The 22,433-nt window shown below is 61.2% G+C and carries 15 protein-coding genes; 7 read left to right on the top strand and 8 right to left on the bottom strand.

Annotated elements, in window-relative coordinates:
- Positions 1 to 343: 343 nt before the first annotated feature.
- The 6 genes from GH665_RS00260 to GH665_RS00235 are packed head-to-tail and all read right to left on the bottom strand — an operon-like array spanning position 344 to position 5,855.
- Positions 344 to 2,695 carry a T6SS phospholipase effector Tle1-like catalytic domain-containing protein gene (locus GH665_RS00260; RefSeq protein ID WP_153134193.1) on the bottom strand — a complete coding sequence of 784 codons (2,352 nt, stop codon included), beginning with the start codon at positions 2,693 to 2,695 and terminating at the stop codon, positions 344 to 346.
- Positions 2,692 to 3,279: a DUF3304 domain-containing protein gene (locus tag GH665_RS00255; RefSeq protein WP_153134192.1), complete on the bottom strand. Its 588-nt coding sequence runs from the start codon at positions 3,277 to 3,279 to the stop codon at positions 2,692 to 2,694. Before GH665_RS00255 ends, GH665_RS00260 begins: the two co-directional genes overlap by 4 nt.
- A complete protein-coding gene (locus GH665_RS00250; RefSeq protein ID WP_246216123.1) occupies positions 3,276 to 3,845 on the bottom strand; it encodes a DUF3304 domain-containing protein in 570 nt (189 codons plus the stop codon). The genes GH665_RS00255 and GH665_RS00250 overlap by 4 nt, the downstream gene beginning before the upstream one ends.
- The gene (locus tag GH665_RS00245) at positions 3,842 to 4,411 is read right to left on the bottom strand and encodes a DUF3304 domain-containing protein (RefSeq protein ID WP_153134191.1); all 570 of its coding nucleotides are present in this window, start codon (positions 4,409 to 4,411) and stop codon (positions 3,842 to 3,844) included. The genes GH665_RS00250 and GH665_RS00245 overlap by 4 nt, the downstream gene beginning before the upstream one ends.
- Entirely contained in the window at positions 4,408 to 4,977 is a 570-nt protein-coding gene (locus GH665_RS00240; RefSeq protein ID WP_425496041.1) for a DUF3304 domain-containing protein, read from the bottom strand. Before GH665_RS00240 ends, GH665_RS00245 begins: the two co-directional genes overlap by 4 nt.
- 38 nt (positions 4,978 to 5,015) lie before the next feature.
- Positions 5,016 to 5,855, bottom strand: a complete 840-nt coding sequence (locus GH665_RS00235; protein ID WP_153134190.1) for a DUF4123 domain-containing protein — start codon at positions 5,853 to 5,855, stop codon at positions 5,016 to 5,018.
- Between the two features lie 326 nt (positions 5,856 to 6,181).
- On the opposite strand from GH665_RS00235, the gene GH665_RS38905 reads away from it, so the two are divergent.
- The 3 genes from GH665_RS38905 to tssF all read left to right on the top strand — a co-directional run bounded on the left by GH665_RS38905 (position 6,182) and on the right by tssF (position 9,849).
- Entirely contained in the window at positions 6,182 to 6,457 is a 276-nt protein-coding gene (locus GH665_RS38905; RefSeq protein ID WP_217361854.1) for a hypothetical protein, read from the top strand.
- 30 nt (positions 6,458 to 6,487) lie between these two features.
- Complete coding sequence (locus GH665_RS00230) at positions 6,488 to 7,903, top strand: hypothetical protein (RefSeq protein ID WP_153134189.1); 1,416 nt, start codon at positions 6,488 to 6,490, stop codon at positions 7,901 to 7,903.
- Between the two features lie 101 nt (positions 7,904 to 8,004).
- Positions 8,005 to 9,849, top strand: coding sequence for a type VI secretion system baseplate subunit TssF (tssF, locus tag GH665_RS00225; protein WP_153134188.1), 1,845 nt, complete (start codon positions 8,005 to 8,007; stop codon positions 9,847 to 9,849).
- Positions 9,850 to 9,882: 33 nt separating this feature from the next.
- Here the strand turns inward: tssF and GH665_RS00220 are convergent, their stop codons facing one another.
- Positions 9,883 to 11,316, bottom strand: a complete 1,434-nt coding sequence (locus tag GH665_RS00220) for a hypothetical protein (protein WP_246216121.1) — start codon at positions 11,314 to 11,316, stop codon at positions 9,883 to 9,885.
- A complete protein-coding gene (locus GH665_RS00215; protein ID WP_074281713.1) occupies positions 11,313 to 11,573 on the bottom strand; it encodes a PAAR domain-containing protein in 261 nt (86 codons plus the stop codon). Before GH665_RS00215 ends, GH665_RS00220 begins: the two co-directional genes overlap by 4 nt.
- Before the next feature lie 448 nt (positions 11,574 to 12,021).
- Between GH665_RS00215 and GH665_RS00210 the strand changes: the two genes are divergently transcribed.
- The 4 genes from GH665_RS00210 to GH665_RS00195 all read left to right on the top strand — a co-directional run bounded on the left by GH665_RS00210 (position 12,022) and on the right by GH665_RS00195 (position 22,433).
- Positions 12,022 to 14,817, top strand: coding sequence for a type VI secretion system Vgr family protein (locus GH665_RS00210; protein ID WP_153134187.1), 2,796 nt, complete (start codon positions 12,022 to 12,024; stop codon positions 14,815 to 14,817).
- Positions 14,818 to 14,898: 81 nt separating this feature from the next.
- On the top strand, positions 14,899 to 18,618 hold the full coding sequence (locus GH665_RS00205; protein WP_153134186.1) for a type VI secretion system Vgr family protein: 3,720 nt from the start codon (positions 14,899 to 14,901) through the stop codon (positions 18,616 to 18,618).
- Entirely contained in the window at positions 18,615 to 19,544 is a 930-nt protein-coding gene (locus tag GH665_RS00200) for a hypothetical protein (protein ID WP_153134185.1), read from the top strand. Before GH665_RS00205 ends, GH665_RS00200 begins: the two co-directional genes overlap by 4 nt.
- A 48-nt stretch (positions 19,545 to 19,592) precedes the next feature.
- Positions 19,593 to 22,433, top strand: a complete 2,841-nt coding sequence (locus tag GH665_RS00195; protein ID WP_153134184.1) for a type VI secretion system Vgr family protein — start codon at positions 19,593 to 19,595, stop codon at positions 22,431 to 22,433.

The following is a 22,433-nucleotide window of genomic DNA, read 5'->3' as shown; positions in this document are numbered from 1 at the left end:
ATGAGCCGTCGATAACTATCCACATTGCGCACCGGGAACCAGCGGGACTTTTCAATGAAACACAGCGTTGGATACTGGAGCATTACATTGATATTGAAACAGGAGCGATGGTCGCGGCGAAGTGGATCACCACGCGCAGCGTATCGGGATCGACGCTCCCTTCAACGCGTACCTCACCTCGTGGCAGCCGGATCCGGATCGTGCCGGGTGCCGGTGCCGAAGGCGTAGATGCAGCCGGTTCGGCCACACCGCCGTCACTGGCCTCATTTACGGTGACAGGCAGCAAGGCACGTCCGCACGCGTCGGCGCCGAGCCGTCTATCCAGATAAACAAAGCCAACCACTCAATGAGAGAGCGCGCTCAAGCCTTGCATGTTAACTATTTGCTGCGCAGCTCTCCGCCCATCCTCCTGCGTTTCCTCTACCGTCTTCACATGCGGTGCATCCCAACGTACGCCATTGATGTACACCGTGCGCCAACGCAAGTAGCCCCACATGAAATAGAACTCGCGGCCGCTTTTCTGGTAGGCCAATCCTTTGCTCACTTTGGGGTCGGTCAATACGGCGCTGTCATTAGGCGCCGACGGGTCTTTCGCCTGACGCGCCGTTTGTGCCGACTGCATGGCCGAATCGTAGCGCTTCAACTGGTCCGTTTCCTGAGCGGTGAGAGGCGATTTGGGTTCCGGGCCAGCCGTTACAGCCGGATAGCCTGAATAATTCGCGGGCATCACCACTTTAGACTGCGTCTGCCATGCGGCATGCTGGCGCTCGAACGCGGCCTGCTTGTCTTTCAGCGCCTTGATCTGTTCGTAATTCCATACGTCGTCATCCGCGCCGAACGGCTTGAACCAGGCGCGTGAATCGTGCATGTAATTGTCATAAAGCGCGCTAATCGGCTTCTCCGGCGCGCCCATGTTCCAATCGGTACGTACTTCCAGCCACTGCTGCCATTTTTCGTTTAGCAAGGCTTCGGCGGCTGTTATCGCCGTAGATTCAAACGGAGACGCCAATGCTCCGGCGGCGACAGTTAGGGGCAAGATGACAGGCGCGAGCGTAGCGACGATCTTCGGGTGGCTGCGAGCGAAATCGTCAGCACCTTTCACCGCGTAGCGTGCCAAACTCGGGCCGCCTTCTTTCTCGCTTTCAAGCAGATCTTGCCATTCCGCCCTAAGCTCCTCGTTCGCACTGTCGAGGTCCACGGCGTCCTGAGGATAGCCAGCTTGTGCGGCCTTGAAACTCGGCTGCGCTTTGAGGTCTGTGAGCCGTTGCTTGCGCCAGCGCAGGTAGAGGCCGTAATGTGCTCGCATCAAGCCCGGCGTGCCATTTTCCATCACGGAGGAATCGCTGGGACTAGCGTTGACGTAGGCGGAGAAAGCCTGTTTCAGACCGGTCGAAATTTTGAAGGCGTCAACAGCTTCCGCGGTTATACCCGGCCCTTTGATAGCGAGCGGCACGCCAGCCTTACGCGCTTCACGATACATATCTAGCAACGGCACCTGCGACAACTTATCGGAATCACTTTGACCGCGCCCTTGCTCAGCAGGTCCGTAGCCGCCGCCGACATCGGAGTGCACGCCGGGATAGACGATTTCCTCGCGGTCGCCCGTAGCGTGATCGATCAGGTCCAGCGGAAATGATCCGCGCGGCTCATGCGCCGCGACCATGTGGACGCAGCGGCGAACATGTAGCGGCACGGCCATGTTCTCGGCACGCCCCCAGCCGCCATGTCCATCGAACAAGGTGGCGGAGGCACCTTGGGCGATGCCCACCGACGCTACTGTGTCGAAGAGGCCGAGAAAATCGACCGTGACGGGCACACCGCACAGCGTGAAGCCATCGTCCAACGCATCGACCAGCCAGTTGCAGAACGTGCGCGCCTCTGCGGAGCCGCGCGAAAATCCGAACACCGACAGGCGTATGCGCTGCAGTTTCGGTTTGCCTGTGGTTAATTTATTTCCGACACGTGCGTTCAGTTGCGCACGACGCTCGGCCAATATCTTGCGCCGGTTTTGATCCCATACTTGCAGCGCCTGTTTCCAATTTTCGGAATTGGCCGTGTCTTTCCATAGTTGCGCCCACAACGTGTCCCTGTCCCAGCGCAACTCGGTGCCGGTGTGTTCGGAAACCATCAACGTCAGAGCGCCCGAGCTGGCACTGGCGCGAGCATTGATGTCACGAATGGAACCGGGGGTAGGTGGGTTATTGCCGAGGCCCATGCCGACGAAATTCATGTCGGCGCTCATGGCTTTTACGATGTCTTTGTCGGTTTTTTGCGTGACAGAACTTAGCGAAGCACCATAAACATAATTATGCAAAGTATTATGTAGTTGTAGCAACGCCCAATTAATTCTACCTTCCCCGGCCCAGCCAGTTGCGGCGCCGGCTGCTGCTTGCAATCCCGCACCATAGTCACCGATCTCACTGGTGAACGGTGTACCGACACCCGCGACGTAGATACGCCGATTATATTGATCAAGCGGATGGGTAGCCAATAGCCGGGCTACGTTACTATGCTTATGACCGGCACTATCTTTGTCCGCATTGTTCCGCGTGCCATCAAAGAAGAAACCGATATGCAGAGTTTTGCAGCAACTCATACCATCGTCCTCAGCTAGACGGCGCAGAATTGCTGACTGTTCATCCTTTGTCGACACACCAATATCGGGCCGCTCGGCCGATGCAAAACGGAAACTCATGGCTTAATCCTCTTATCGGGCAAAGGACAATGGGGATCGTCGTTCTTCAAAGTAAAATGATTTGGACAGGCAGCCCCCGGCTCTTGCAGGCCTTCCGGAAAGCCTGGGAACCCTGGTGACCACTGTGAGGCATATACCTTGATCTTGTCGCCTGGAAAAAACATTACCCAGAGAGAACCATCAAAAAAAGGTTGATAGGGTTCTACAGGTACTACGCGGCTTGCCAGCGACTCAGGATCTTTCTTATACATTTCGTCGTTTCGCCATTGAACCGTAACAGTCAGGCCGGGATGCCACCTCTTCGGTAACGAAACGCAACAGATAATGGTCCCACTCCAGCTACCGATGCGGCTAGGAATGTCTGCCCCCCAAGTACCGTTGGTGTAAAAATCCCCGATCGGTATCTCTGTGTAGTTCAAACCAACCAGCTTGAGCCCCATTGTGTCGTCTTTTACTTGCGCTGCATTTTGCGAGTCAGAAGAGGGCGAATCTGTTGCTCGCGAGCATGCCGGAAGGACCAGCAATACGATCACAAGTGGAGCCAGCCATCGCGAGATCTTTGCCATCGGAAAACGTAAATTCATGACTTCATTCTCTTATCAGGTGCCGGGCAGCGCGGATCGCTGTTCTTCAGGGTGAAGTGATCAGGGCAGGACTCTCCCGGTTGTTGCAATCCTTCGGGGAAATCAGGAAATCCCGGCAGCCAGGGCGATGCATATACCTTGATCTTGTCATTGGGGAAAAAGAGCACATATAAAAATCCGTCCGAAAAGTATTCATAGTGCTCAACTGGCACCTGCCGCCCTGCCAGCGCGTTCGGATCTTTCTTGTACAGATTGTCATCCTGCCATTGCACGGTGACGGTCAATCCTGGATGCCACTTCTTCGGCAACGAAACACAACAGATGATCGTCCCACTCCAGCTACCGATACGGCTGGGAATAGCTGCTCCCCACGTGCCGTCCGTATAGAAATCTCCAATCGGTATCTCCGTGTAGTTCAAGCCAACCAGCTTCAAACCCATCGTCTGGTCTTCCACTTTCGTCTCAGACGAATCCGTCGCTCGTGAGCATGCTGAAACAGCTAGCGGCACAACCAGCAGCATCACTAGCCATCGAGCGATACTCGCCATCGTCAACCGAGAGTTCATGACTTGATCCTCGGATCGGGCTTCGGACAACGAGGATCGCTGTTCAATAGGGTGAAGTGGTCAGGACACGCTTCATTAGGTGCTTGCAAGCCTTCAGGAAATGCAGGAAACCCTGGCATCCACGGTGACGCATAAATCCTGATCTTGTCGTCGGGAAAAAACAGTACCCATAAAAATCCATCCGAGAAGTATTCGTAGCGCTCGACGGGTACCTCGCGGCTCGCCATCGCCTTCGGGTCTTTCTGGTACAAATTGTCATCCTGCCATTGCACGGTGACGGTCAATCCGGGGTACCATTTTCTAGGTACAGAAACGCAACAGATAATGGTTCCACCGCCACTACCGATCCGACTCGAAACATTGGCACCTGACTTGCCATCCACGTAGAACACACCTATAGGAATGTCGGTGTAGTTCAACGCATTCAGCTTCAGGTCCATCGTCTCGTCTTCCGCTTTCGTCTCAGACGAATCGGTCGTTCTCGAGCATGCCGAGATAGCCAACGTTGCAACCATCAACGGAACCAGCCATCGAGCGATGTCACGCATCATCACGCGGAGATTCATGATGGCTTCATTCTCTTATCAGGTGCCGGACAATGCGGATCACTGTTCTTCAGCGTGAAGTGATCGGCGCAGGATTCTCCAGGCTCTTGCAGACCCTCCGGAAAATCAGGAAACCCCGGCATCCATAGCGATGCATAAACCCTGATCCTGTCATTCGGAAAAAACAGCACCCACAAAAATCCATCGGAAAAGTACTCATACTTCTCGACGGGTACCTCGCGGCTCGCCATTGCATTTGGATCCTTTTTATACAAGTTGTCGTCTTGCCACTTCACTGTGACCGTCAGCCCAGGATGCCATTCGTGAGGCAATGAGGCGCAACAGATGAACTTGCTTCCCCAACTCCCGATGCGACTGGGAATCGCCGCGCCCCAAGTTCCGTCAACGTAAAAATCCCCGATCGGAACTTCCGTGTAATTCAGCCCATTAAGCTTGAGCCCCATCGACTCGTGTTCCGCAGAAGCCGCATCCGATTTCGCGGCCGAATCCGATCCCGTCCCCCGCGAACACCCCACGACCACGCGTAGCAAAACCACAACCAACCCCAGCGACGCAGCCGCTCTCACCACCGCCAACCGCCTCACACCCAGCGCGTGCTCCACGTTCAAACCTCAGCCAGCAATCCAGCCGCCTCAAGCGCCTGCAAAGCAACCCGCGAAGCAGCCGCAGGCGATGGCAGCTCACCCGCCATTGCCGCGCTGACACACTCATGGACTCGCGACGGTGACGCCGTGAACTGCCCGAAACTCTCCGGTCGCTGTCGAATATGAAAAATCAGCGTGTCGACTTTCGCTGCCAGCTTGAGCGGCTCCAATTGCGACGCGTCCACCTGGTAGGGTTTTTCTTCAGCGATAGTCGACTCATGGGCTTGCCCATCACCTTGAACAGAAGCCAGCGCCTCAACCGGCACCAGTGCTCCCTTACGATCAAAAAACCACCACGCATCGATCCCAGCAAAAAAACGCGCACGCTGGGCCGCAGTCAACACATTGGTCCACACAGGCAGGCATCGTGTATCGGCAAAACGCACAAGAAAGGCCTCACCGTCTTCAGTCCGCGCTTCCAGTTGCCGACGCAAATGCGACGCCAACTCCGCGAGCCGATACGTCGTCGGGCGCAACATACTGAACATCGGCCGCCCATTGGTTCGCTGCAGCAACGCCGAACAGACCGCATCGCGTTGCTCCGCCAACTCAGGTAGCTGCATGAGGCAAGGCGATATCTGCATCAGGTCTTCGCCTTCGTACGTCCCCTCGTAAAGCGTCACAACAGTGCTGCCCAAACCTAGCGACGGCAACTCATCACGCAACGACGGCAGGAAGCCCATATCGAACAAGGCGTAGTACCGCCCGTTGCCCAACGGCGCTTCGTTGAACGCTTTGCGCAGCTGCTCCAGCGCGTCATCCGGATACGGATCAATCCAATCGGTAGCGTCCACGATCACGCGAGCTTGGTGACCAGAGGGCTATCCGACTGCATCGCGAGCAACAGGCACGAGACGCGGACTTTCTCTGGAAATTGGGGAAGGGGCGTTTGCATCTGGTCCGTGCCGACGAATGCTTGCTGAATTAATGTTGTTAGCCGCGTGGCTGTTAACTGGGAAATAGCGTCCATGCGGGTCCCGTTACCTATTCGAGCGTGTTTTATTTACCTGCGATGCGGCAACGGATGATCCGGTTGCGGAAATATTTACTCACCAATTGCCGTCAGTTTCAGCCGGATCGGAGCGTATTCAGATGAAATCCACGCTAATCCTCAGTAGAATCTGCGATGGAATTTACCATAGGAATACGGTGGCGCAGCCTGTCGAGTTTCGCCTGGTTCATTTACTATTGCTGCCCGCGGGGAAGACCGGTAATGACACGTCCATTTATCGCATTAGGCGGCAAACACAGTCGCGACGGCGCGGTTACTAACGCCTCGACAATTGCGGCGACAGCCGGCAAAGGTATTGCGCGCCGCCACGGCAGGGTCCCGTATCCCATTAACAGCGCTAATCAAATTGCGGACGGCAACGATACGGTTGTTATTGAAGGCGCAGGCTGAAAATAAAAGAACGATGAACGGGGAAAATGCATGAGCCAGCGTTCGACGTTACGCAACGTGGCTGCTGTGGCCACGGTGTTCGTCCTGGTGTGGGGGATCGCACTATTTTACTGGCGGTCGATCTCCCGGGTACCTGACGGGCAAGATCTGCTGCTGGTAGGCATCGCCCTGCCGGTGCTGTTGATCGCCAGTTTTATCGGCGTACGCAAGGGCATTACCCTGACGCCAACACCCGGCGCCCACAAGATAATGGCTGCCGCACGCACACCCTCCATTGCCGACGACGATTCGTCCACATGGACGCTGGCCGTGCTCGACAGTAGCCTGTCCCTGCCTGCTGGCACCGCCTCCGACGAAATTGGCGCGCTGGCAAGGCAACAGCAGGTGGTCGGATTGCATGCCGAACTGAAGCGGGCCGACCAGACCCCTATTTTTGCAAGCAACGTCGCCTCGGTTTCGCTAGACGATTTCGATGAAAGCCTGCTGCCCAACGGCACCGCCGCGGACCTTGGCGACCAGCACAGGCGCGCGCTGACGCTGGCCGGCGAGGTGCTCGACGATCTGATGCAACGCCACGCGGCCGTGACTCTCACCGCTCAGGCAGACCCGCCGCCCCCTGCCGCGCCCTTCGAACTTCATCTGCTGCTGCCCAAGCGCTGGCAGGACGTGGCGCCGACCCTCGCCGCCTGGTTAGATGCGCACCTGGCTCGCGAACCATGGTCGCCAGGTACGACGCGCGCGCGCGTGACGATCGTCGCCAATCCAGTTCAGGCCTTGGCTGTAGTAGACGATCTGAATGCGTCGCTCAATCGCGACTCATCGCCGGTCCGTCATATCGTGCTGGCGTGCGACTCGTGGCTAGGCGAGGACGAGTTGAGCGTTCTCGAACGCACCGACCGGCTTTACGGCCGCGATCGCCCGGACGGCCATGTTCCTGGCGAAGGCGCTTGTGCCCTGCTGCTCGCACTTCGAGGCGAAAACGCTGCGTTACCGGTGGCGCGGGTCCATCGCATGAGGGCGGCCGAGCGTTTGTCCTCCGCCGACGAGCCGGCGCAAGCGCGCGACGACACGACGATGCGTCTACTCGACAATGCGCGCGCACAAACGGCGGCGCCCGGTCTGGAGATGAAGGCCTGCGCGCTGGTCAGCGACGCCAGTCAACGCACCAGCCGGCGCACCGAGATTACCGGCGTGGCCGAGTCGGTCTGGCCTGATTCGGATGCGCAAAGCCAGTGCCAGCACCTTGGTCTCGCCAATGGGGAGAGCGGTGCCGTACTGGCGCTGAGCGCGGTCGCGATCGCCGCAGTCCATAGCCTCAACGAAATGCAACCGACTTTTGCAGTTTCTCTCGCCGACCCTCTGGCGCGCGCCGTGGTGCTGGTCAGCGCGCCCCGGACGGCGCCGGCGGACGCGCAAACCGAGGCGGTAACGGACGCTGCCGCATGAGCGCATCCGCACAAGCCGGGCCGCGGAGTGGCAGCCGGGTTCGTATGGGCTGCGCGCTTCCCGTATCCTGTGCGAACGATATCCCTGCGAGAGAATGACTCATGGACGACCTGGTACGCTATTACGAACGGGAGCTTGCCCTCTTGCGCGAGCGGGCACGCGAGTTCGCGGAGCGTTACCCCAAGATCGCCACGCGCCTCGCCCTCCGGGGCGATAGCGGGAGCGAAGATCCTCATGCCGAGCGCCTGTTCGAAACGTTCGCGTTGCTCGCGGCGCGCGCGGCAAAAAACATCGAAGATGACTATCCAGAGTTCACGAAAGCATTGATCGGGACGTTGTACCCGCACTACCTGCGCCCGTTCCCCTCCTGCTCCATCGCCTGCTTCGACGTGGACAGCAGCCGGGCCGCGCAAATGTCCTCGTCGGTTACTATCCCGCGCGGTACAGAGCTCTACAGTCGCCCCGTACGGGGAACGAAGGTATTCTTCCGGACTGCCTACGATGTGACGTTGTCACCATTGCGATTGACCGGAGCTCGCTTTCACGCCATCGCGCAGGTGCCAAGCCTCTCTCGTGCGCCAGCGGGAGCCAGCGCGCAGATTTCGCTGACGTTCGCTATCCAGTCAGGCCATGCTTCGGCAACGGAATTGCAGTTGGATTCGGTGCGGCTCTACACGCAGGGCGAACCGCTATTTACGGCAGCGCTTCGCGACGCGCTGTCGATGCGCGCGTTATGCGCCTATGTGGAACCCGGCCAAAGCGGCCGCTGGATTGCCCTCGACCGCTTTCCCTTCACCGCTGCCGGAATGGCTCGTGCCGACGCGCTGGTACCGTACCCTGAAACGTCGGATCCTGCCTATCTACTGCTCAGCGAATATTTTGCTTACCCGGAAAAGTTCGGCTTCTTCGATTGTGATCTCCGGCAGGCCGGCCGTTTAGGCGGCAGACAGTTCACCTTGCATGTGTTGCTGAAGGATATTCTGGCCGATTCTGCCGAGGCGCGCGTTCTGCAGGGTCTCGCAACGGAGCACGTTCTGCTGGGTTGCACGCCGGTCGTCAACCTGTTCGAGACGTCCGGCAAACTTGGCGATCAGGCCAGCGCCTCATCGACCGAGGCCGCGTATCCGCTGGTAGTGGACGAGCAGACTGCGCACGCTTACGAGGTGTATTCAGTCGACTCCGTCGTCCAGACGAAACAAACCCCGCAAGGCGATAAAGTCACGGTGTTCGATCCGCTTTATTCATTGCGGCACAGTCTTCGTCCCACCCGCGACACGATCTACTGGAAGTTGCACAGAGACGATCTGGCCGCGCGCAATAGTCCCGGTCTGGAAGTAGCCTTGAGTTTCGTGAACGGCGATCTCGAAGTCGCGCCACCGCCGAATGCCCTGGATTGCAAGCTCACCTGTAGTAATCGCGACCTGCCCGCACATCTCGAGTATGGCTTGCCGGGCGGAGATTTGACGCTGGAGGGCGGAACGCTCGCCCGGCGTATTTCCCTGCTACACCGGCCTACCAAGGCGATCCGCTTCAGGCACGGACACAATGCCCTGTGGCGGTTGATTTCGCAGTTGTCGCTCAACCCTGTGCTGTTGACTGGGGGCGCTGAACCGATTCGGGATTTGCTTAAACTTCACGACCTTCAGGGCTCCGCGATCTCCGCCCGTCAGATAGAGGGCGTGGTGGATCTGACGCAGAAAGTTGTAACAGCATGGGTGCCCAGCCAGCCCTTCGCGGGCATGGTCCGTGGCATTGAAATTCACCTGACCGTCGACCCGGACTGCTTTGCCGGCACGGGGGTTCATGTCTTCGCAAAAGTGATGGACGAACTCATGAGCTTGTATGTGACCACCAATAGTTTTACCCAGTTGGTGTTGCTTTCCGGCAAGGACGGTGAGGAATTGCTGAGATGCCCACGCCGCACCGGCAGTGCGTTTCTGACGTGAGCGTGACTTTCGCGCACACGCACGACCATGACATCACAGCGAGACCGGAGCGTTCGTCGGCGCGGGCGGCTTCTGCGGGAGACTCACAAGCATCACCCCTCGTGCTGTCGCATCGCTGGTCGAGACGACGAAAGTTGGCTGTTGCTCCCTGAGGCTGTGGTCGCCGGCCACCGCGATCGCGCTCAGCGCCAGCACCGCACTGCTCTCGCCGTTTGCGAGACCCAGATGCAGGCAGCGCCCGCTAGTGTCCGAGTTTGGCCACGCCAGTTCGGCCACAGCCGTAATTTCCGCACGCCGGCTGATCCGTTGGTCGGCATCGCTGACCAGCGCGCAAGCCGCGATCTCCAGTTCAGGCGCGGTGTGCTTGCGTGCCGAATCGAGCAATTGCATCACCGCGTCTCCGCGCTGCTGGTCGGGTTGCTCGATGGGAGCAGAAAGGCGGCTTGCGGCGAGCCGATGAATCTGTGCTGCCGGAACGACATCCACCGCGGCGGGATGTGCGAGCAGCAATGCGCAGGCGCCTTCGCCGAGCACGTGCCCGTTGGGGCGCTGCTGCGCGTAGAGTTGGCCGAGATTGTCGAGCGAATCGACCGTAGCCCTGCTGAGGGATGAGTCGAGAGCCAGCACGATGTGACGTGTCGTGAGCGGCTGCCCATGGAGGACCTCGTTCAGTCGGTCCAGCATCGCCAAGGCTTCGACCGGATCGGCCACGCACACCGGGGTGACGCGCTCCATGCGCGGCATCCATTTCTCTCGGGCGAGGTGTGCATCGAGCCATGCGGCGAGCGTTGCCGCCACCGGCTGCCAACGTTCGGGAAATAGCAGATGCAGTTTGAACGACGGTTGTTCCGTCGAGATGTTGGCATCAGCGCTCGCGGCGCCTGCCTGGCGCTCCATCAACTCGTCGAGCGTCTCGACAGCCAGCAGCATCGCGCGCCGGTGCTCGTCGTTCAACGCCTCTGCCGAATTGGGCGGCAGCAGACTTTCGTCGAAACGATCTGGCGCGATTGCGGCGACCCCGCTGGCAAAGATTCTCACGCCGTCGTGGCGCGCCAGATCCGGGTGCAGTGTGACCACGGCCGCTTCGCGCGCAGCCTCGCCGATTTCCTCGGGCGTGATGCCCGACGGCAGGCGCACGCTGCTGTCGAGTAGCGCCATCGTCCACTGTTGTGCGGAATCGTCGCTGGAGGCCGTGTCTGGCGCCTGACCGGAGGGTTGGACGACGCGCTCCGGCTGGCGTATCCGCTCGATACTCCTGCGGCCCAGTGCGAGCCCCACGACCAACAGCATGGGCAGTGCCGCGCCGAATAGCAGCAGGTCCCGCCAGGTAGGCAGATGATAGGTTGTCTTCCAGTACAACGCAGCGACAATCCATACAGAAACGCATATCGCGACCGCTGTCAGGGCCGTGCTCAATCTCGAACGCTGAATCACGCTTTCCCCTGCCGATCCCTGTGCCGTGCTCATGCGCCGCCGGTGGTCGATTGGCTTGCAATCAGTGTCGCGCCGCAGGCGGTTTTGTAGCCGTCGCGGGCCGCGCCTTCGTTTTCGATGATGGCCGTGTCGTCGCCGTCGGCGATGTGGTTGGGGCCGTGAATCGGGCAGGTTACCTTATCGTTGCGGCGGGCAATGTTCTTGCCGCCGATTTTGGCGCTGGTTGCCGCGCTCGTAACGGAGCCGCCGTGGCTGTGTTTGTCGCCGAGGACAATGAATGGACGTGTCATGCGCTGGTTTCCTTTCGTTCTATCCGTTTGCGCCATGTGTATTGGATGGACCGATCGCACTCGGCCGATTGGCTGAAACGGGGATTCCCGATTTTACTTGCTAATGCCGATAGGAAGCGATACTCCAATCCGGCGTTTTAATTGAGGTATCCGCGATTCCCCTTTTTCATATAAGGCAATGGTGTCATCGAGGATTTGAATTGCTTCGGCATAGTGCTGCCAATGTCGGGCCATTTGTTAAATATCAGAGTTTTTATGGCATAAGCCGTGGACTGTCATTTAAAATATCTGACCGCAAACGGGGCCGCATCAACACGCATCTGAATACGTGGGTGGCGCCGCCTGCGCCTCAAGAAAGCGGTCATATTGCCCGACTAATGAATTTTCAGTTTCCTGCGCGGCAATATGTACTCAAAAAAAGCGGTCTTAATTTGAGGGCGGGACCTACATGAGCGTTATCGCGCAATTCACGTCGATGTTCAGCACGTTTAATCGTCTCTATTCGCTCGAGGGGAGCGGGCCTTTATCGGCCATGCAGATTGAGCGCTGGGTTGGCCGCGAGTCGCTTGGCAACAACTATCAATGGGATGTCTACGCGTTGGCCACCGATCCGGGCCTGGATCTGGAGGCGATGCTCGGTCAGCGCGCCACGATTCGAACCACGTTGGGCGACGGTACGGTCGCGACCCGTAGCGGCCTCGTGGCCGAGGCCGAATGTATCGGCTACGACGCGGGCCTCGCCCGCTACTATCTGCAATTGGTGCCCTGGCTGGCGGCATTGGCCCACGGCCGCGACGAGCGCACGTTCGTCAACCAGACGGTGGCCGAGGTACTCGGCACGATCTTCGGCGATTACGCCAATATCGCCCAATGGCGCTTCACGACGGATGCGAATCAGCGCATCGAGACGCTTGGCCCGAGCGATTACATCGTCCAGTACCGCACTCACAGCCACTACGATTTCGTCCGCCATCTGCTTGCCGCGGCGGGCCTGGGCTTTTGCTTCGTCGAAGATGCGGATGCGCCGTCCGGCCATACGTTGCTGATTTTCGACGACAGCACGCAGCTTCCCGAAGACGATACTTCCGTTCGCCTCGGCGGTGTGCCGCAACGCCTGAGCGACATGGCAACGGCGGCGGACGACATGATCCTCGGCATGGGGCAGTCGCTGTCGCTAACGGCCGACCGTCTCACGTTGATCAGCAGCGACTATCGCAGCAACCAGTCAACCACGGCGGCGGCGAGCCTCGGCAATCCCGGCGGGCCCCGCGAACTGTACGACGACGTCGGGCCGGAGGCCTTCGCCAGCCTTCGTCAGGCCGAGGACACCGCGCGACGCCAGGCGCAAGCGATCGTTTCCGACGCGCGCTTCTGGACCGGCTGCAGCACGTTGCGCACTGCCACGTCCGGCCGGGCGCTGCGGCCAACGCAGGCGCCGTGGGGGCAGGTTCGTGGCGGGGCACAGGTGCCCGATGCGTTTCTGCTGACAGCAGTGCAGCATGTCGGCGTCAACAATCTGCCGCAGACCGTCATGGAAACGGTTGAGCGGAGTCTCGGTGCATTGCCGTCGGCAGATCTCGATTCGCGCGTGCTCAAGCAGGCGAAGGCCGGAGGCTACGCGAATCGTTTCGAGGCAGTACCGCGCTCACAGCCCTGGCGCCCCACGCTGGAGGACGGCACGGGGCAGCGCTTGAACCCGGTGTCGACGGCGCTCGGCGCGCAGACCGCCATCGTGGTCGGTCCGCAGGGAGAGTCCAGTCCGGGTGCGACCGGTCCGGTTCACATGGATGCACAGGGCCGGTTGCGGCTGCGCTTTCACTGGCAGGCCGAGGGCGACAACGGCACCTATCCGACCCGCACCATGCAGCGGCTTGCCAGCGACGGGCATGGGCTGCAGCAGATCCAGCGGATCGGCCAGGAAGTGCTGGTGCAGTTCCACCACGGCTTGATCGACCGGCCGATCGTGCTCGGCGGCCTGTTCAACGGCCGCGGGGAAGGCGGCGAAGCACCGACGCCCGGCGGCGAACCGGGGCAGCCGCTCGACGAATCTGTCTACCGGCAAGCGGCGGACCAGATGGCGAGCGCTCAAGGCAATCTTTCCGGCGGTCACGGTCCGGCTTGGCATGGCGCGGGTGCGGGCGCGAACCGGCACAATCACGCTGGCGCGCTGTCGGGTTTCAAGAGCCAGGGCTTTGACGGTCAGGGCAGCAATCAACTGGTGGCGGACGACAGCGACGGCATGGGCCGCCTGCAGATGAGCGCGAGTCATGCGGCCACACAGCTCAATCTGGGTCATCTGCGCTACCAGGCGGATAACTACCTCGGCAGTTTCCGTGGGCAGGGCCTCGAGTTGCGCTCGGATGCTTACGGTGCCGTGCGCGGCGAGCGGGGCGTGCTGGTCAGCAGTTACGCGGCGGGCGCGGGGCAGCCCGCGGGCGACGTTGCCCCTCTGCGGTCGTTGCTCGCGCAGCAAACCACCCTGGCCCGCCTGCTCGACAAGACGGCCGACACGCACCAGACCCTGCCGCTGGCAGCACAGCGCGGCGTGACGAGCGCCAATCAGTCGACGATCAACGGCCAGGCCGCGCCGCTCGACGCGCTGGCACAAAGCTTCGGGACCACGGTAAGTGCGGACGGCTTCCAGCAAGGAGTGGCCGATGCCCCGCACCGGGCGACGGACAAGCCGCTGCCTCACACCGGCGACGCCGTGCTGGGCATCGAAGCGCAGGGCGGCCAGGGTGTCCTCGCCGGCCAGGCACTGCAGTGGGTAGCTGGCGAAACCCTGACCGTCGGCAGCGGCCTCGACACCAACGTGGCCGTCAACCAGACACTGCGCGTGCACAGCGGCCAGGGCATTGGCTGGCTCGCCGGCGCCAACGCGGCGAACGGTGTGGGCTTGAGCGTGATCTCGGGCAAGGACAATCTCGACCTGCAGGCCCAGCACGACACGCTGGCGCTGCGTTCGCGGGACGAGCTGAAGGTGGCGTCCATCGGCGCGGATGTCGAGCTGGCCGCAAAGAAAACCGTGCACCTCGCGGTGAGCGGTGGCGCGCATCTGACCATCGAAGGCGGCAATGTGACCTTCGGTTGCCCGGGCGCGTTGGTGGTGCATGCAGCCGACCACTCGTTCGACGGGCCGGATCAGCTGGATACGCAAATGCCCAATTTCCCCGACAAGGTTTGCGTGGAGTGTCTGTTGCACGCAATGGAATCGGGTAGTGCTTTGGCCGCGAAGGCAGCCTGATGCAAATCGCCAATTCAAAATCGCCGAGGCAGGCAATGCACTTGAGCGTGCAGTGCTCGCGCAAGAACACGGGGAAATGACATGGATCTTGTTGCCGCATTGACAGGATATTCGCAGGCTACTCGCCATATCCAGATCGATACCGCATTGCCGCGCAAGTTTGCGGTCGAACGCTTTCACGGTCGAGAAGCCGTCAACGAATCGTTTCGTTTTGAAATCGACGTGCTGTCGAACGAGCCGTTCCTCGACCTGACGCCGCTACTCGGCAGCGCCGCGCGTTTGCGTCTCGCGACCGGCGCGGGCGAACGCTGCTGGAACGGCTACATCACCCATGCCGCCTATGCCGATAGCGATGGTGAGATCACCCGCTACCGGCTGACGCTGGAATCGTGGCTTGCCTTCCTGCATCTGCGCCGCAATTGCCTGTACTTCGCCGATCTCGATACGGAAGGTATCTGTGAACGGGTATTCGGCGATTATCCGGAGTCGCGCCGGCGTTACGAGCTCAAGGAGCCGCTGCGCACGTTCGCTCTGCGGGGCCAATATCGCGAGACCGATTTCGCTTTCGTGATGCGCCAGCTATCGGAAACCGGCTTGTCCTTTCGCATCGAACACGCGCAGGATGGTGGCACGGCGCCGTCAGGCAACCACACGGTTGTGGTGTTCGACCGCCGGGCCGAGCTCGGCAAGGGCAGCACGATTGCGTTCAATCAACAGGACGTGGGCGATCCGGATGGCGTGATGACGCAGTTCACCGAGCGCCATCAGATCGTGCCCGACCGCGTCATCGCGACGAGTTGGAAAGCCAGTGAGTTGCTGGCGCTCGCCGGTCACGCTCAGGGCCAACCCGATTCCGGGGCGCCCGTCATGCCCGTCCGGGAGATTTTCGATGGGCAGCGCGCCGGGCGTTTCGACACGGTCGACGGCGCTCAGCGTTATGCCGAGCAACGCTTCGACGCCTTGCGTCTGCCGAAGCTGATCCATCACGGCGCCGGTTCGTCGCGCACCTTGGAGGCCGGTAAGGTTCATACGCTGACCGGCTATCTGGACAAGACGATTTCGTTTGTCCCGCTGTCGATCGAGCATGAAGCGGTCAACAACCTCGGTGCTGAGATCGCACAACTGCTGGAGCACGGTGAATTGGAGCAGGGGCATTATCGCAATCGCTTCATCGCGGTGCCCGCGGGCGCGTCGATCGTGCCGCCTTATCGCGACCGGCCGACGGTATCCGGCGTGCAGACCGCCATCGTGGTCGGCGAGCCCGGCAGTCGGGTCAGCAGTACGCGGGATCACCAGGTGCGCATCCAGTTCCCGTGGATGCGGGGCGTAGCTCCGCTGCCCGGCGGTCTCACCGACACGGCGAGCCGCTCGAATCCGGCCGGGCATGCGCCGGGCAACCATCAGTCAGGCGTCGTGGCACGCCTCGCCGAGCAAACGGCCGGTCCCAATTTCGGGCACAGCTTCACGCCGCGGATCGGTGCGGAAGTGGTGGTCGGTTTTGACTCCGGCAACATCGATATGCCGGTGGTGCTCGGGCAGGTTTACGGCGGACGTGTGCAGCCGCCGTTCGCCGCCGGTGAAGGCAGCAGTGCGAATCACCCGGGCACCTTGTCGGGCATGCAAACGCAGACGCTGGACGGCCAGTCCGGCAGCCGCTGGGTGATGGACGACGCGTCGGGGCAGTCGCGGCATGAGTTGGTCAACTCGGTTGCGAACAGCAGCCTGTCGCAGGGCTATCTGATCGCTCAGCAGGGCGCCGTGCGTGGCGCGTATCGCGGTGAAGGATTCGAGCTGGCCACGCAGGGCTGGAGCGTCGTGCGAGGCGGCGAGGGCGTGCTCGTGTCGAGTACCGCGCGAGCGCAAGCGACCTCGACCCAGATGGATGTCGCCGAAAGCGTGGGCCAGTTGAAACAGGCTGTCGCAACCGCCAAACGCCTCGACGGCTCGGCCACCGGCGCGAAAGCCGGTGGCTTCGCGGGTAACGCCGCACAAGCCGATTTCCTGAAGGCGATCGATCCGCAGCAGGATGGTAAGTACACGGGCGCCGTCAACGGCCAGAGCGCAACCCGGCCAGTGGGCACGCAACGCGACGGCGGCGACCCGGTCGAGCGCTTCGCGACGCCGGCCATCGTGCTGGAGTCGCCGGAAAACATCGCGTTCACCACGCCGGCCAGTGCCGTTTCATATGCCGCCGAGCATGTGCATCTAACTGCGCAGGGTGATGCGCATCTGGCCGCCGGCGCGACGGTGGCAGGTGCGTCGGGTGATGCCGTGAGCTTGTTCAGCGCCGCCGGCGGGCTCAAGGCGATCGCCAATCAGGGGCCGGTGAGCATCGAGGCGCACACGGCCACCATGGAGATTCTCGCGGATCAATCGGTACGCATCATGTCGACCGAAGACCGCCTCGACGTGCTGGCGCAGGATGCCATCGTGCTGCAGCAGGGACCGAACCGGATCACGCTCAAGGGCGCGGACATCACCGTCGAGACACCGGGGCAATTCCTCGTGAAGGCGGGCTCGCATCCCTTCCCGGGGCCGGCGACGACGACAGTGTCGTTACCCGCGCTGCCCGTGACGCCGCCACCCGGGGACGTCTGCGACTTTCTCGCCGGAGGCTTCACAAGCAGCGGCGCTGGGGGCGTCTCGTCGCTTGCTGCGACGTCGGCGTCCGCGGCGGTGCCAGCATCGGCTTCGGCATCGGCGGCGTCGATGTCCGCAACAGCTCCTGCATTCGCGTCGGCGTCTGCAGCCGCTCCGGCACTAGCCGCAGCATCGGCGTCCGCGCCAGCTGCGCCGCCAGGACCGGGCCCTGCGACGCAGGCTAAGGGTGCGTCGGGGCCGAGGCCCTACGTACCGATTTCCAGCGAATTGGCCGGACCGCCTTCGAAGCAGCCCGCGCCGCCGCCGAGCGTATGCGCCCAGCAACTGCAGGCTGCAAAACAGGTCGACTACACCGTCAGCATGGGCTGTGCCGATTATTACCAGACGGACGGGTCGGGCCACAAGGTTCTGAACAGCGCCGGTCAACCCGTGCTCCTGAATTTTGGGGGACAAAGCGGGACATTCGACATCGAATATTCGCCTTCGACCTCGACGTTGACTGCCACCGTCATCATCAAGGTTGCATTGAAAGATCAGTACCTCCTCGGCGCCAACGGACAAGTCGTCATGGACGCAGCCGGTAAGCCCAGATCGATTCCCTTTGATAGCAGTGGCCCCGCTCCAGGCATCCAGTTAAAGACCGTCAATCGCCCGGGAGGGCTGGCCAAAGTTGCGGGCTTTCAGAAGCGGATCGAGCACGGGTTGAATGCGAGCAAGTACTACATGCGGCCGAAGGCCTGCCCCCGCGCTGGCGCTTGCACATGTAAGGTCGCTATTGCGCTGAAAGTGAAGTTCGTCGAGCAGGGCAGATGTCACAAGACCATCAACCTGTTTCCGACCAGCACCCGCTTCAACTCCCAAAACTGGGGGGAAGTACAGGTGGCGTGGGACGGCTTGACGCAACAGTTCAAGCCAATCTCGACGCAGAACGCCGTGGTGCACGAGACAGGCCACCTGTTCGGCTGGCCGGACGAGTACTTCCTTGACGGAGGCGCCGTCTACAAGGGCTACATCAACGCTCAGAAGGTTGTCGATGTCACGATGAACGAACTGACCGACAACTGGCAGCGATCCACCAACACGAATTTAATGGGGCTTGGCATGTATAACGCTGCGCCGGCGATAGCGAAGTACTACATGTACGGCTTTCGCGACTGGTTCAAAGGCAGGACCGGCATCGAATGGGATGTGTTGAAATGAATCGGATTGCATTGATGGCATTGGTTTCCGTGTTTCTTTTCGGAGTGACAGAAATGGCGAGCGGTAAAAATCCCTCCGACTCTTTCGCGATTCATAGCGGGCAAGGCGAGGTCAATCCCGCCCCGCCGATGATCGTCACGGTCGAGGAAGGCAAGATTGCGTTCTATTCGCGCGGGCGCAGCATGAGCGCCCTACCCGAAACCGCTTATGTGGGGATCGGCAAATATGTGCTGGATGTGGATAGGCATACCGGGCAGCAGATCGACTCGTTGAAGGAGGCTTTGAGTAGCCGTACCTTTGCGCCAGTGCATGGTTTGGGAAACGGCCCCGTGCTGGATTTTTCGTTCGAGAGGAACGGTCAGCACTATCAGGGCGAATATAACTATCAGTTGGGCGAAGCGTTCAACAACAAGCTTTCCCCGCTTTATCAAATTGCCGACAAGGCCTTGAAGCACGGCCACCCGGAGATCAATCTCCATCCGGTCTTTGCTGCGCACTCGGGCAGAGACGGATTCGTTCTCGAACTGACGTTCCGCAATGACGGGCAGAAGGAGATCAGCATCGCGGGACCGGACACATGGTCGCCTGACCTCGCCCGTCCCGACCTGCTGAACGTGCGAATCGGCGCGATCAACAGCGCGGGCACCGGCTTTTATGTTCGGCTTGTCAGCAAGTATCTGAGCGAAGCATCGCGGCGCTATGCCAAAGAGATCACCGTGAAGCCGGGCGAGCCGGTCACGCTGGCGTTCTCCGTTCCCTACTCCGCTCTTACCTTCACCGACACCTCTTCCTCGCGTCGGGTTACTTCAGGAAGCTATCGGTTCATCGGTGAGATGACGGTCGACGTTCTTGCGCCGGCTGAGATGCAGGGAAGGATCTACACGCCGATGAACGACGTGCAGTCGATCGAGCTACAGGCGCAGTGATATCTCGCGGCGGCTCATACCATCGCAGCGATTTTGAGGCATAGAGAAATGGTGACGACTCTGGATATTCGGCAGGCACTGCTCAGCGGCTGGTCACAGCAGAACCGCTTCTTGTGGCTGACCACGTCATTGGGTGTCCAGGCGCTAGTGGCCGAAAGCCTGCAAGGGTGGGAGGCGATCGACCACGGCGGTTTCCGGTTCCAGGTGACGGCGCTGTCCGAGCGTCCCGGCTTGCCTCTCGCCCAGTTGGTCGGCGCTCCTGTGCTGGCCGAATGGCTGGTGGCCGAAGGCAGCGATGCGCGTCGCCCGTTGCACGGCCATGTCGTGGCGGCCGAGCTTGTCGGCTACAACGGTGGTCTGGCCCGCTACCGCCTGGTGGTGGAGCCTTGGCTCGCACTGCTGCGTCAGCGAGTGGACAGCTATAACTATCAGGACGCGAGTGTCATCGACATCAGCGAGCAGATTTTTGGCTACCACACACGCGGCGCGGTGACCCCCGCGTGGCGCTGGGCGTTGGGTGATCGCTCGAAATACCGCAAGCGCAGTCTCACTGCGCAAGCCGGCGAATCCGATTTCGATTTCCTCGAGCGCCTGTGGGCGGAAGAAGGCATCTTCTATTGGTTCGAGCATGAGGGAGACGCCGATTCCTCGAGCTTCGGCAAGCACACGCTCGTTCTGGCCGATTCGAACCAGCGCTTCACCCCGGACAATCCCGAGATCATTGGTTTTCACCAGACGAGCGACGGCGACCCGCAAGGGAGCATTCAACATTTCATGCCGGCGCGGCGTTGGCGCATCGGCAGTGTCGTACGAGCAAGTTGGGATCATCGGAGCCTGTCGACCCGGCCTACCGGCGCGCGTGCGAACGGCGCCGTAGTCCCTGGCGTGGACCGGGACGTCTCAGGCCCCTACGCGTTTCAGACAGGTTCAATCGGCGATCAGCGTGCGCAGCAGCAATTGGATGCCCAGCGGGTCGCCGCGTTGCGCAGCGAAGGGGCGAGCACGCGCCGAGACCTGCGGCCCGGCTTGCGCTTTGCAATCAGCCAGCATCCGACGCTGAGTGCATCGGACGCGTTTATCTGCCTGCGTGTGCAGCACGAAGCCCGCGCGAACATCGACGCGGATGTTCATAGCGCGATCTCGCAACGACTTGGCACGATACCGCCGATGCGCGACGCGGATACGACCGGACAAGGCATGGCGACGGCGTTGCAAGCGGTGCTTGGCGCCGGCACCCACGACAGCAGCCCATTGACGGACGGCGATTCGGTTTATCGAAACCGCTTTCTCGCTCTGCCGGCCACTCAGAGTTATCGTCCACTCGCGGATGCCGGTCATGGCGCACGCGCTCATCCCGTTGCAGTCGCACAAGGCGCGCAAACGGCGATCACGGTGGGCGCTGGCAATCCCGTCCATACTGACCGGGACCACAGGATCCGGATTCAGCACCATGCTCAGCGAGGGCAAAACGCCGCCAGCCGTGAAGATCATCCGTACGCGGCCAATGCCCCTGCCGATCAAGGGGCCGGCACCTGGACGCGGATGCTGACTCCGGTCGGCGGCAACAACTGGGGCGGGGTGAATGTCCCGCGCGTCGGGCAAGAGGTGTGGACTGAATGGCTGGAGGGCCAGCCCGATCGCCCGGTGGCGGTGGCGGCGCTCTACAACGGCCAGGGTAATGCCGATGCCCAGCACAATGCCCAGGCAGGCGGCCCGAGCAGCAGCACGGGCAATGCCGCGGCCTGGTTTGCGGGCAATGGACACCCGGCTGCGCTCACAGGCTTCAAGACGCAGAACATGAGTTTGAGCCAGCAGGGCACGGGCGGCTATCGTCAGTTTCTCCTCGACGATTCGGCAGGTCAGTCCGCTGCGCATCTGTACACGACCGATCACAACAGCGGCTTGACGCTAGGCCATATCAAACAGATACAGGACAACCAGCGGCAGACGGATCGCGGGTACGGCGCCGAACTGAAGACCGACGGCGCCGGCGCGCTGCGCGGCGGATCGGGCATGCTGATCAGCTCCGCACCAGGCGTGAGTCAGATGGACGCAGTGGCGTCGGGCCAGGTGCTCGCGCAGAGTCAGCAGGTATTGCAGCGTCTTGCCGATACCGCGAACACGGATCAAGCCGAGTTGGGGGCGGCACCCTCTTCGGCTGCGGCACCCGGCGCAACGGATACCGCGGCGCAAGGCGCTGCATCCGGTCAGGCGCCGCAGTTGGCTGCGGCCAAGGGTATTCAGCAAAGTCACGATGCTCTCGGCGGTGTGCGAGAAAACGGCGCTGCGGGCGAAGGCGGCGGCAGCGGGAGCGCCATTGCATGGAGCCGTCCGCATCTGCTTGCGCATGGCGAGCAAGGCGTCGCTGCGGTGTCCGCGAAGAGTCACGTGTGGGTGTCGGGCACGGAGACTGTACTTAGCGCGGGACAGGATTTGCAACTGACTGCAAAGGGCAAGACCAGCGTGGTTGCCAATCAGGGCATCGCGCTTTATACGCAAGGCATAGCCGGCCAGGGCCGGCCCGTCTCCGGGCAAGGCATCGCGCTGCATGCCGCGACGGGTTCGGTGAGCGTGCAGGCGCAGAACGGCGGGACGCTCAGTGCGTCGGCGCAGAAGGCAGTGACGTTGGCCAGTGCGCAGTCTGGAGTCAGCCTGCAAGCGCCGAAGCGCGTACTGCTCAATGCCGCCAAAGCGTATCTGAAAATGGAGGGTAATGGCATTGAGGTGGGGGCGCCTGGCACCGTCGAGTTTCATGCCGCAAGCCACACGCTCACCGGGCCGAAAAGCGCGCAAGCCCAAGCCGAACTACCGCGAAGCGAACCCAAGCTTTGCGAATTCAAAGCCCGTGGTGCCGACGCGATCGGTGCCGGTACCATGAACGCGTCCTGA

It is taken from the genome of Paraburkholderia agricolaris (assembly GCF_009455635.1).
GTDB classification, from domain to species: domain Bacteria; phylum Pseudomonadota; class Gammaproteobacteria; order Burkholderiales; family Burkholderiaceae; genus Paraburkholderia; species Paraburkholderia agricolaris.
The sequence above is the reverse complement of the archived record's forward strand: the minus strand, read 5'-3'. Positions and strand labels throughout refer to the sequence as shown.

What these genes read in the sequence shown, in the direction of transcription:
- GH665_RS00215 (WP_074281713.1), bottom strand. Translation starts at nt 11,573, where the DNA reads ATGACACGTCCATTCATTGTCCTCGGCGACAAACACAGCCACGGCGGC.
- GH665_RS00210 (WP_153134187.1), top strand. Translation starts at nt 12,022, where the DNA reads ATGAGCGTTATCGCGCAATTCACGTCGATGTTCAGCACGTTTAATCGT.
- GH665_RS00220 (WP_246216121.1), bottom strand. Translation starts at nt 11,316, where the DNA reads ATGAGCACGGCACAGGGATCGGCAGGGGAAAGCGTGATTCAGCGTTCG.
- GH665_RS38905 (WP_217361854.1), top strand. Translation starts at nt 6,182, where the DNA reads ATGGAATTTACCATAGGAATACGGTGGCGCAGCCTGTCGAGTTTCGCC.
- GH665_RS00250 (WP_246216123.1), bottom strand. Translation starts at nt 3,845, where the DNA reads ATGAACTCTCGGTTGACGATGGCGAGTATCGCTCGATGGCTAGTGATG.
- GH665_RS00195 (WP_153134184.1), top strand. Translation starts at nt 19,593, where the DNA reads ATGGTGACGACTCTGGATATTCGGCAGGCACTGCTCAGCGGCTGGTCA.
- tssF (WP_153134188.1), top strand. Translation starts at nt 8,005, where the DNA reads ATGGACGACCTGGTACGCTATTACGAACGGGAGCTTGCCCTCTTGCGC.
- GH665_RS00255 (WP_153134192.1), bottom strand. Translation starts at nt 3,279, where the DNA reads ATGAATTTACGTTTTCCGATGGCAAAGATCTCGCGATGGCTGGCTCCA.
- GH665_RS00200 (WP_153134185.1), top strand. Translation starts at nt 18,615, where the DNA reads ATGAATCGGATTGCATTGATGGCATTGGTTTCCGTGTTTCTTTTCGGA.
- GH665_RS00205 (WP_153134186.1), top strand. Translation starts at nt 14,899, where the DNA reads ATGGATCTTGTTGCCGCATTGACAGGATATTCGCAGGCTACTCGCCAT.
- GH665_RS00260 (WP_153134193.1), bottom strand. Translation starts at nt 2,695, where the DNA reads ATGAGTTTCCGTTTTGCATCGGCCGAGCGGCCCGATATTGGTGTGTCG.
- GH665_RS00245 (WP_153134191.1), bottom strand. Translation starts at nt 4,411, where the DNA reads ATGAATCTCCGCGTGATGATGCGTGACATCGCTCGATGGCTGGTTCCG.
- GH665_RS00230 (WP_153134189.1), top strand. Translation starts at nt 6,488, where the DNA reads ATGAGCCAGCGTTCGACGTTACGCAACGTGGCTGCTGTGGCCACGGTG.